Origin of the sequence: Bradyrhizobium sp. (assembly GCF_049798375.1) — a bacterium.
Classification (GTDB): domain Bacteria; phylum Pseudomonadota; class Alphaproteobacteria; order Rhizobiales; family Xanthobacteraceae; genus Bradyrhizobium.
In genome coordinates, this window is the sequence record NZ_JBARGP010000090.1 from 1 (window position 1) to 10105 (window position 10105).

The 10105-nt window shown below is 64.0% G+C and carries 8 protein-coding genes and 1 pseudogene; 6 read left to right on the plus strand and 3 right to left on the minus strand.

Annotated features, from left to right (window positions below; genetic code table 11):
* Both WA702_RS04310 and WA702_RS04315 read right to left on the minus strand, forming a co-directional pair.
* Positions 1–738: pseudogene (locus WA702_RS04310) on the minus strand (hypothetical protein); the annotation flags it as partial.
* Between the two features lie 207 nt (positions 739–945).
* Entirely contained in the window at positions 946–1512 is a 567-nt protein-coding gene (locus WA702_RS04315; RefSeq protein WP_425109298.1) for a PadR family transcriptional regulator, read from the minus strand.
* Between the two features lie 118 nt (positions 1513–1630).
* On the opposite strand from WA702_RS04315, the gene WA702_RS04320 reads away from it, so the two are divergent.
* The 4 genes from WA702_RS04320 to WA702_RS04335 all read left to right on the plus strand — a co-directional run bounded on the left by WA702_RS04320 (position 1631) and on the right by WA702_RS04335 (position 7661).
* Positions 1631–2032, plus strand: coding sequence for a nuclear transport factor 2 family protein (locus tag WA702_RS04320; protein ID WP_425109299.1), 402 nt, complete (start codon positions 1631–1633; stop codon positions 2030–2032).
* Positions 2033–2150: 118 nt separating this feature from the next.
* Entirely contained in the window at positions 2151–3941 is a 1791-nt protein-coding gene (locus tag WA702_RS04325) for an acyl-CoA dehydrogenase C-terminal domain-containing protein (protein WP_425109300.1), read from the plus strand.
* A gap of 76 nt (positions 3942–4017) precedes the next feature.
* Positions 4018–5226, plus strand: coding sequence for an acetyl-CoA C-acetyltransferase (locus WA702_RS04330; RefSeq protein WP_425109301.1), 1209 nt, complete (start codon positions 4018–4020; stop codon positions 5224–5226).
* 215 nt (positions 5227–5441) lie between these two features.
* Positions 5442–7661, plus strand: coding sequence for a 3-hydroxyacyl-CoA dehydrogenase NAD-binding domain-containing protein (locus WA702_RS04335; protein ID WP_425109302.1), 2220 nt, complete (start codon positions 5442–5444; stop codon positions 7659–7661).
* A 269-nt stretch (positions 7662–7930) separates the two neighbouring features.
* Here the strand turns inward: WA702_RS04335 and gstA are convergent, their stop codons facing one another.
* Positions 7931–8545: a glutathione transferase GstA gene (gstA, locus tag WA702_RS04340; protein WP_425109303.1), complete on the minus strand. Its 615-nt coding sequence runs from the start codon at positions 8543–8545 to the stop codon at positions 7931–7933.
* Between the two features lie 147 nt (positions 8546–8692).
* Between gstA and WA702_RS04345 the strand changes: the two genes are divergently transcribed.
* Both WA702_RS04345 and WA702_RS04350 read left to right on the plus strand, forming a co-directional pair.
* Positions 8693–9181: a MarR family winged helix-turn-helix transcriptional regulator gene (locus tag WA702_RS04345; protein WP_425109304.1), complete on the plus strand. Its 489-nt coding sequence runs from the start codon at positions 8693–8695 to the stop codon at positions 9179–9181.
* Positions 9182–9277: 96 nt separating this feature from the next.
* A partial coding sequence (locus WA702_RS04350) for a glutamate--cysteine ligase (RefSeq protein WP_425109305.1) occupies positions 9278–10105 on the plus strand: 828 nt, incomplete at its 3' end.

The window sequence follows — 10105 nt, forward strand, 5'->3', positions numbered from 1 at the left end:
GCGGATGTCGGCGAGCTCGGCGCGGAACGCAGCGATCGACTGCTCGATCCCGTCGTCCGGTCGCTGCAGCGCCTCGATCTGGCTGGTGATCTTCAGGAGATGGCGCTCGAGCACCGAATAATCGGGACCAGAAGGCGTGGCCGGCGCCGGGGGCGTCATCACCGGCGCGCTCGCCGGCGCCATGACAGGTGCCGTCGGCGGCGCCTGATGCGCGGCGAGCTGCCGCGGCTTCGGATTGTCGAGCTCGCTCTGGCGGGCGCTGATCTCGGCCACGGCGACGTCGAGCGAGGCCGGGCTCAGCGGCGCGCGATAGAGCTGCGCCGCGGCGCGCTCGACCCCTTCGGGGCCACGATATTGTTCTTCGGTGCTGGTCCGTCGCAGCGGCGTCGAGATCTGCGACAGCCGCGCATCGAGGCGGGAGATGGCATCGTTGAGTTGGCGCGCGACGCCCTGCTCGCCCCGAACCGTCTCGCGGCGCGGACCGGGACGGGACATCTGTTCGATCTGGCTTGCGATGGAATCCAGCCGCTGATGAATGTCGGCGACCTCGCGGGTCTCGCGCGCCATTGCGACGGCACGCATCTCCTGCGGATCGCGGAAATCCGGTGCGGACGACCGACCGACGGTCGAGCTCAGCCAGTCATTGAGGGTCATGCCGGCGCGCTGCGCCGCAGCCTCGGCCCGCACGCGAACCGAGGGGTCGATGCCTTCATTACTCCACGGTACGCGCGAATTCATGCTTTCGTCCGGTTCCGGTTCGACGCCCCAACCCGGCGCCTCCAGCCCTCCCCACACGTCCCGACCCGACAGGATCGCACGTCGCGCAGGTTGTCTGCTCCAGTCCCGACTTTTGGCCGTTACGGTAAATACCGGGTTAAGGATCGCAGCACGGCCCGCCTAAAGTTTTGCGGCCGCGGCGATAAGTCAGTTCAACCAGTGCTTTCCTCAGGGATCCGAGGCGAGTGGCTGGGGCACGCCCGAGATCGCCGACAGCGCGGTGATCGCCTCCTCGCACCATTCCGCCACCATCTGCTCGTGGCGCAGCCCGATGCGCAGATTGAGCAGCTTGCCCATGTCGGCCGGCGAAGCCACCCCGTCGGGGAAGCGCTTCTTCACGATGCGGTCATAGCGCTCGTAGCGGTCGCGGTGGTGTTCCAGCCGCGCCATCAGGTCGGCGCGCAGCGGCGCGATGTCGACGGCTTCCAACGCGTAAAGACGGATCAGGAGGTCGTCCTTGATCGAGGCGGGCAGGCTCGGCCGCGCCGCCCAGTGCCGGAACGCGGCGCGCCCCTCCGGCGTCAGCGTGTAGACGAGCTTGTTCGGCTTGCCGGTCTGCACCACCTCGCGGCCCTGGATGTAGCCGCGGTCGCGCAGCCGCGACAGCTCGCGATAGATCTGCTGGTGGTCGGTCTTCCAGAAGAAGCCGATCGAGGAATCGAACGTCTTGGCGAGCTCGTAGCCCGTCATCGGATGTTCGGTCAGGCACGCGAGGATGGCGTCACCGAGGGCCATGATTCCAATCTGCTCATGATCTTGATCGCTTGACTTTATGCACACATGCGCATATGCGTCAATGTGCATATACGGCGAAGATCGAAGCGGTCGCAGCTTTGCCCGGAGGAGACGGCGGATGACAACGACCGGCCTTGCGAAATGGTACGGCTACATGACGTCGCACGACCGCGCGGCGCTGTGGGAGCTGCTGCATCCGGACGCCGTGTTCGAAAGCCCGGTCGTGCATACGCCGCAACGCGGCCGCGACATCACGTTCAAATATCTCGCCAGTGCTGAGAAAGTGTTAGGCGGCCCCGGCTTCAAATATGTCGGCGAGTGGACCAGCGCGACCGGCGCCGTGCTGGAATTCACCAACGAGGTCGACGGTATCACCATCAACGGCGTCGACATCATCACATTCGACGCCGAAGGGCGCATCGTCAATTTCAAGGTCATGGTCCGGCCGCTGAAGGCAATCAACCTGCTGCATCGCCTGATGGGCGAGCAATTGGCCATGCCGCAAGGTCCGAAGACGTGACCATCTGTACTGAACCGTACATGGATAACCACACCTGGAATCGCTAAGGTCGGCGACCATTGCTTATGATCGTCGCGTCCGAGATTCGCACCCACAGCCCGCCTGCCGGAGACTTGAGATGCCGAGCTACAAAGCCCCCGTGGAAGATGTCAGCTTCCTGCTCAACGACGTGTTCCAGATCGACCGCTACGACAATCTGCCCGGCTTCTCCGATGCGTCGGCCGACGTGCGCGAGGCGATCATCGCAGAGGCGGCGAAGCTGGCCGAGGAAGTGCTGCAGCCGCTGAACCGCAGCGGCGACCTCGAAGGCTGCAAGCGTGGGGATGACGGCAGCGTCACGACGCCGAAGGGTTTCAAGGAGGCGTTCAAGCAGGTCACCGAAGGCGGCTGGCTCGGCCTCTCGGCGCCGACGGAATATGGCGGGCAGGGCCTTCCCGTCACGCTGAGCCAGACCGTCAACGAATTCCAGTGCTCCGCCAACATGGCGTTCGCGATGTATGGCGGGCTCACCATGGGCGCGACCGCGGCGCTGCTGGTGCACGGCACCGACGAGCAGAAGAAGACCTACGTGCCGAAGATGGTGGCCGGCGAATGGACCGGCACCATGAACCTGACCGAGCCGCATTGCGGCACCGATCTCGGGCTGCTGCGCACCAAGGCGACGCCGCAAGCGGATGGCAGCTACAAGATCACGGGCACCAAGATCTTCATCTCGGCCGGCGAGCATGATCTGACCCCCAACATCATCCATCTCGTGCTCGCCCGAATCGAGGGCGCGCCCGCCGGCATCAAGGGCGTCTCGCTGTTCGTGGTGCCCAAGTTTCTGGTCAACGCGGATGGCTCAGTTGGCGCGCGCAACGGCGTCAGCTGCGGCTCGATCGAGCACAAGATGGGTATCCACGGCAATTCCACCTGCGTGATGAACTACGACAACGCCACCGGCTGGCTGATCGGCGAAGAGAACACGGGCATGCAGGGCATGTTCGTGATGATGAACGAGGCCCGGCTCGGCGTCGCCGTGCAGGGCCTCGCGCAGTCCGAGGTCGCCTATCAGAACGCGGTGACTTACGCGCGCGAGCGCCTGCAGGGTCGCTCGCTGACCGGCGTGAAGGCGGCGGACAAGCCGGCTGATCCGATCATCGTGCATCCGGACGTGCGCCGTACCTTGTTGTCGATACGCGCCTTCAACGAGGCCGCGCGCGCCATGGTGATCTGGACCTCGCTGAAGAGCGATGTCGCGCATCGCTCGCAGGATCAGAAGGACCGACAGGCGGCTGATGACCATATGGGCCTGATGACACCGGTCATGAAGGGCTACATGACCGACATGGGCTTTGCCAACGCGGTGCAGGCGCAGCAGATGTTCGGCGGCCATGGCTACATCGCCGAGCACGGCATGGAGCAGTTCGTGCGCGATGCCCGCATCGCGATGATCTATGAGGGCGCCAACGGCATCCAGGCGCTGGACCTCGTCGGCCGCAAGCTGCCGCGTGACGGCGGCCGCGCCGTGATGGCGTTCTTCGGTGAGGTCAATGGCTTCGCCAAGGAGCACGGCGCGGACGAGGCGATGAAGCCCTATGTCGCGCCGCTGTCGACCGCGCTCGGTCACCTGCAGCAGGCCACCACCTGGCTGATGCAGAACGCGATGGCCAAGCCGGACAATGCCGGCGCCGCCGCGACCGATTATCTGCACCTGTTCGCCCTCGTCACCTTTGCCTTCATGTGGGCGAAGATGGCCAAGGTCGCGCAGGACAAGATTGCGGCCTCGGGGACTACCCCCTATCTGTCGACCAAGCTCGTCACCGGCCGCTTCTTCATGGAGCGCGTGCTGCCGGAAACCGCAGCGCATCTGGCGAAGATCCAGGCCGGCTGCGCCACCATGATGGAACTGCCGGCGGACGCGTTCTGATCCGCCCCACGAGCGCCGGCCATCTCGCCGGCGCTTGCTTTGCTATAGATGACGGACATCATATCAGGAGGGCGTCATGCCTGAGGCATTTATCTACGACCACGTTCGCACCCCGCGCGGCCGTGGCAAGGCGGACGGCGCGCTGCACGAGGTCACCGCGCTGGCGCTCGCCACTGTGCCCTTGAAGGCGCTGAAGGATCGCAACAACATCCCCGAGGACGTGGTCGATGACGTCGTGCTCGGCGTGGTGGATCCTGTCGGCGAGGCCGGCTCGGACATTGCGCGCTTCGCAGCGATGAATGCCGGGCTCGGCGAAGCGGTGCCGGGCATTCAGATCAGCCGCTTCTGTGCTTCGGGCCTCGATGCCGTGAACTTCGCCGCGGCGCAGGTGATGAGCGGCCAGCACGAGCTCGTGATCGGCGGCGGCGCCGAATCGATGAGCCGGGTCGGCATCGGCGCTTCCGGCGGCGCTTGGCCGATGGACCCGTCCATGGCGGTGCCGTCCTACTTCATGCCGCAGGGCGTCTCGGCCGATCTGATCGCGACCAAATACGGTTTCTCCCGCGACGATGTCGACGCTTACGCGGTGCAGAGCCAGCAGCGCGCTGCCAAGGCCTGGGACGAGGGGCGGTTCAAGAATTCGGTGGTGCCGGTGAAGGATATCAACGGCCTCACCATCCTGGCCAAGGACGAGCATATGCGGCCCTCGACGACGATGCAGACGCTGGCGCAGCTGCAGCCGTCGTTCGTGCAGATGGCGCAGATGGGCGGCTTCGATGCGGTCGCGGTGCAGTCGCATCCCGAGATCGAGCGCGTCAACTACGTGCATCACGCCGGCAACTCCTCCGGAATCGTCGACGGCGCCGGCGCGGTGCTGCTCGGCAGCAAGGAGGCCGGTGCCAAGTATGGCATGAAGGCACGCGCGAAAATCCGCGCCTTCGCCAATATCGGCTCGGAGCCGGCGATGATGCTGACCGGCCCGGTCGACGTCACCGAAAAGCTGTTCGAGCGTTCCGGCATGAAGAAGTCGGACATCGACCTGTTCGAGCTCAACGAGGCCTTTGCCTCCGTGGTGCTGCGCTACATCCAGGCCTTCGAGATCGACAACAGCAAGATCAACGTCAATGGCGGCGCCATCGCGCTCGGCCATCCGCTCGGAGCCACCGGCGCGATGATCTTGGGCACCGTGCTCGACGAGCTGGAGCGGGCCAACAAGTCGACCGCTTTGGTAACGCTCTGCATCGGCGGCGGCATGGGCACCGCGACCATCATTGAGCGGGTGTAGCTGCAAAGACGTCATTCCGGGGCGCGCGAAGCGCGAACCCGGAATCTCGAGGTGAGGGGTACTGAGCAAACCAATCTCGAGATTCCGGGCTCAAGGCCTTCGGCCTTGCCTCGGAATGACGGTGTAAATGGCAGGATGGGCACGCTTCGCTAACCCACCCTACGATCGCAATTTTCGCCGCGCCGGTCGGCTGCAGGCATCGAGGGAGCAACCACATGGTCTTCAAGAACTTCAAAGTCGAAACCGATTCCGACGGCATCGCGCTCGTCACCTGGGATATTCCCGGGCGCTCGATGAACGTGCTCGACGAAACTTCGGCGGTCGAGCTCGAGACGATCGTCAAGCAGACCGCGGCGGATGCCGCCGTGAAGGGCGTCGTCATCACCTCGGCGAAGGATGCGTTCTGCGCCGGCGCTGATCTGTCGATGCTGGAGGGCATGAACCACGCCTTTGCCGAGGTGCTGAAGAGCAAGGGCGAAGAGGCTGCCAACCAGATGCTGTTCGAGCAGAGCCGCCGCTTCTCGCAAATCTATCGCGCGATGGAAACGTCCGGCAAGCCGTGGGTCGCCGCGGTCAACGGCCTCGCGCTCGGCGGTGGCTTCGAGCTGACGCTGGCCTGTCACTACCGCGTCGCGGCCGAGAATCCGAAGACGCGACTCGGCCTGCCCGAAATCAAGGTTGGCCTGTTCCCCGGCGCCGGCGGCACCCAGCGCGTGCCGCGCATCGTGCAGCCGCAGGACGCGATGAATCTGCTGTTGAAGGGCGAGGCGCTGCCGCTCGAGAAGGCCAAGGCGTTGAAGCTGATCGACGCCATCGTCCCATCAGCCGATCTGATCAAGGCTGCCAAGGGCTGGATCAAGGGTGGCGGCAAGGCTGTCCAGCCCTGGGACGAGAAGGGCTTCAAGCTGCCCGGCGGCCCGGTGTTCTCGAAGAACGGCATGATGATGTTCCCGGCTGGCAACGCCATCTATCGCCGCGAGACCTACGACAATTATCCGGCCGCGCGCGCCATCATGAGCTGCGTCTATGAGGGCCTGCAGTTGCCGATCGACGCCGCGCTGCGCGTCGAGTCGCGCTACTTCGCGCATATCCTGCGCTCGAAGGAAGCGGCAGCCATGATCCGCAGCCTGTTCCTGTCGATGCAGGAATTGAACAAGGGCGCGCGGCGCCCGGCCAACGTGCCGCCGACCAAGGTCAAGAAGCTCGCCGTGATCGGCGCCGGCTTCATGGGCGCCAGCGTCGGCTACGTCTCGGCGCGCGCCGGCATCGACGTCGTGCTGATCGACCGCGACCAGGAGAGCGCCGACAAGGGCAAGGCGCATGCGAAAGACGTCATCGACGGCCTGATCAAGAAGGGCCGCGCCAAGCCGGCCGACGCCGAAGCGATTCTCGGCCGCATCACTGCGACTGCGGACTACAACGTCTTGAAGGAATGCGATCTCGTCATTGAGGCCGTGTTCGAGGACCGCAAGGTCAAGGCCGAGACCTACGCCAAGGCGCAGCCGCTGTTGAAGGACGGCGCGATCTTCGCCTCCAACACCTCGACCCTGCCGATCAATTCGCTGGCCGAGGAGTTCAAGGACCAGGGCAAATTCATCGGCATCCACTTCTTCTCGCCGGTCGAGAAGATGATGCTGGTCGAGATCATTGTCGGCAAGAACACCGGCGACGTCGCGTTGGCCACCGCGCTCGATTACGTCCGCACCATTGGCAAGACGCCGATCGTGGTCAATGATTCGCGCGGCTTCTTCGCCAACCGTTGCGTGATGCGCTACATCGCCGAAGGCAGCGAGATGCTGCTGGAGGGCGTGCCGCCGGCGATGATCGAGAACACAGCCCGGATGGCTGGCATGCCGGTCGGGCCGCTGTCGCTGTCGGACGAGGTCGCGCTCGATTTGGGCCTGAAGATCATGAAGGCGACGGAGGCCGATCTCGGCGCCAACGCGATCAATCAGGACCAGAAGAAGCTGATGGTCGAGATGGTCGAGAAACAAGGCCGCTACGGCCGCAAGAACGCCAAGGGCTTCTACGATTATCCGGAGAAGGGCAAGGGTCAGAAGAGCCTGTGGCCGGGTCTTGCCGAGCTGCAGCCCAAGCATCTCGATCCGGACAAATTGAGCATCGAGGAGCTGAAGCAGCGCTTCCTGGTGGTGCAGGCGGTGGAAGCCGCGCGCACCGTCGAGGATCACGTCATCACCGACGTACGCGAGGCGGATGTCGGCTCGATCCTCGGCTTCGGCTTCGCGCCGTTCACCGGCGGCGCGCTGTCCTATATCGACTTCATGGGCACCAAGACCTTCGTCGAGCTGTGCCACAAGTTCGAGAAGAAATACGGCTCGCGGTTCACTCCGCCGAAGCTCTTGGAGGAGATGGCAGCCAAGGGCGAGACCTTCTACGGCCGCTTCCCGCCGAAGAAGGCGAAGGAGGCGGCATAGTTATGCAGAGAGCTGCCAGTGCTGCATAGGCTTGCTCGGTGCACCCTCTCCCCTTGTAGGAGAGGGTGGCGCGCGAAGCGCGCCGGGTGAGGGGTTTCTCTCCTCATCGAAGGTCTGCGTTCGCGGCACCAACCCCTCACCCAAGCGAGGTTTATGGTTCGCAGTGGTGTAGCCCTCTCGCGCAAGGGGAGAGGGCGCATTCAGGCGCATCGGGGATGTGCAATCAATACCCTTTCTAACGAAGGGAGAGGGCAAGATCCCGACCGTGCTCACGCCGCCTTCAGCAACCCTTCCTTGGTCAGCGCGTCCTTCACCTTCGGCCTCGCCGCGACCCGGGCCTTGTAGGCGGTCAGGTTCGGGAGCCCTGCGAGATCGAAATTCATCCGGTCCGCCCAGCACAGCATCGTGAACAGGTAGCCGTCGGCGACGGAAAATTCCTTGCCGAGCAGGTAATCGTGGCCCGCAAGCTGGCTATCGACATATTGGAATTTGCCCATCAGCCGGTCCTTGAAGAAGCCCTTGACCTCGTCATTGAAGGCCGGCTGGAACAGGGGGCTGAAATTCTTGTGCAGCTCTGATGTGATGAAGTTCAGCCACTCCAGCAGTTTGTAGCGCTCGGCGCTGTCGCGCTTGGGCGCCAGGCCCTGTGTTGCGGCCTGATCGGCGATCATCTGCACGATCACCGGCCCCTCGGTGACCATCTCGCCGCTGTCGAGCGCCAGCGCCGGGACCTGGCCCTTCGGATTGACCTTCAAATAATCGTCGCCATTTTCGAGCTTCTTGGCGCGAAGGTCGACCTTGACGAGCTCATAGGGAAGGCCGGCTTCGAGCAGGGCGATGTGAGGCGAGAGCGAGCAGGCGCCCGGAGAATAATACAGCTTCATCGGGAGTTTCCTTCCTTGCGAACCGTTGTTTAAGAGAGATTGAGTTAGGGACGCATGGGGATTAAATGCAAATGCATGGAATAGTCAAGATTGATGCAGATGCATCGAGTAGGCTAGACTAGCCGCAGCAAGGATACGAGCCGGACCATGAAACGCAAACCATCGACCGAGGCGACCGCCGCCTGGATCCGCCTGATGCGGGTCCAGAGCCGGGTGCTGGACGCGGTCGAGCAGGAGCTGAAGAAGGCCGGTTTTCCGCCGCTCGCCTGGTATGATGCGCTGCTGGAGCTGTCGCGCGCGCCGAGCGGCGAACTGCGGCCGGTGGAACTGGAACGGCAGATGCTGCTACCGCAATATTCGACCTCGCGCCTGATCGACCGGCTGGTCGACGAGGGGCTGGCGGTGCGCCGCGAATGCAAGATCGACAAGCGCGGCCAGTTCGTGGAGATCACCGAGGCCGGGCGCGATCTGCAGAAGCGGATGTGGGCGGCCTATTCGGCCGCGATCGAGAAGCATGTCGGGTCGAAACTGTCGGATTTGGATGCCGCAAAGCTCTGCGCACTGCTCGACCGTCTCGGCTGCTCCTGCAGCGAAGCCTTGCCGTCGCCCGCTGCGGAAGGCACACCGCTGCGATGAATTTTGTTGTCGTTTTCAACGTTCGCGGCGCAGAGCGCTCGCGGGCATTCCTGTCACCGCGCGCGATATCAGTTGCGCTCTTGAACCGGGACTCGCATGGCGCGTGACCAGATTGATATGACTCCGCTGCAGTCGCGCGACGAACTCGTCGCATGGCTCGAAGCCGGCGTGAAACCGCCGTCCGCCTTCCGTATCGGCACCGAGCACGAGAAGACGCCGTTCACATTGGAAGGCCTGCGGCCGGTGCCATACGAGGGCGCGCGCGGCATCCAGGCGCTGCTCGAAGGCATGAAGCTCCTGCTCGGCTGGGAGCCGATCATGGAGCGCGGCAACATCATCGGGCTCCATGACGTCACCGGAGGCGGCGCGATCTCGCTGGAGCCCGGCGGCCAGTTCGAATTGTCAGGCGCGCCGGTCGAGACCGTGCACCAGACGCAGGCCGAACTGATGGCGCATCTGGCGCAGGTGCGCGAGGTGGCGACCCCGCTCGGCATCGGCTTCCTCGGTCTCGGCATGACGCCGTCCTGGTCGCGCGCGGACATTCCGGTGATGCCGAAGGGCCGCTACAAGATCATGACCAACTACATGCCGAAGGTCGGCCGCTACGGCCTCGACATGATGTACCGCACCTGCACGGTGCAGACCAATCTCGACTTCTCCTCCGAAGCCGACATGGTCAAGAAGCTGCGGGTGTCGGTGGCGTTGCAGCCGATCGCGACCGCTTTGTTCGCCAACTCGCCCTTCACGGAGGGCAAGCCGAATGGTTTTCTGTCATTCCGCTCCGAGATCTGGCGCGATACCGACAACAACCGCTCCGGCATGATCCCCTGGGCGTTCGAGGACGGCATGGGTTTCGAACGCTGGGTCGATTATGCGCTCGATGTTCCCATGTATTTCGTCAAGCGCGAGGAGACCTATATCGAC

Bases quoted from the DNA above. Each gene is read 5' to 3' on its own strand.
- WA702_RS04315 (WP_425109298.1), bottom strand. From the start codon at position 1,512: ATGGCCCTCGGTGACGCCATCCTCGCGTGCCTGACCGAACATCCGATG.
- WA702_RS04320 (WP_425109299.1), top strand. From the start codon at position 1,631: ATGACAACGACCGGCCTTGCGAAATGGTACGGCTACATGACGTCGCAC.
- WA702_RS04325 (WP_425109300.1), top strand. From the start codon at position 2,151: ATGCCGAGCTACAAAGCCCCCGTGGAAGATGTCAGCTTCCTGCTCAAC.
- WA702_RS04330 (WP_425109301.1), top strand. From the start codon at position 4,018: ATGCCTGAGGCATTTATCTACGACCACGTTCGCACCCCGCGCGGCCGT.
- WA702_RS04335 (WP_425109302.1), top strand. From the start codon at position 5,442: ATGGTCTTCAAGAACTTCAAAGTCGAAACCGATTCCGACGGCATCGCG.
- gstA (WP_425109303.1), bottom strand. From the start codon at position 8,545: ATGAAGCTGTATTATTCTCCGGGCGCCTGCTCGCTCTCGCCTCACATC.
- WA702_RS04345 (WP_425109304.1), top strand. From the start codon at position 8,693: ATGAAACGCAAACCATCGACCGAGGCGACCGCCGCCTGGATCCGCCTG.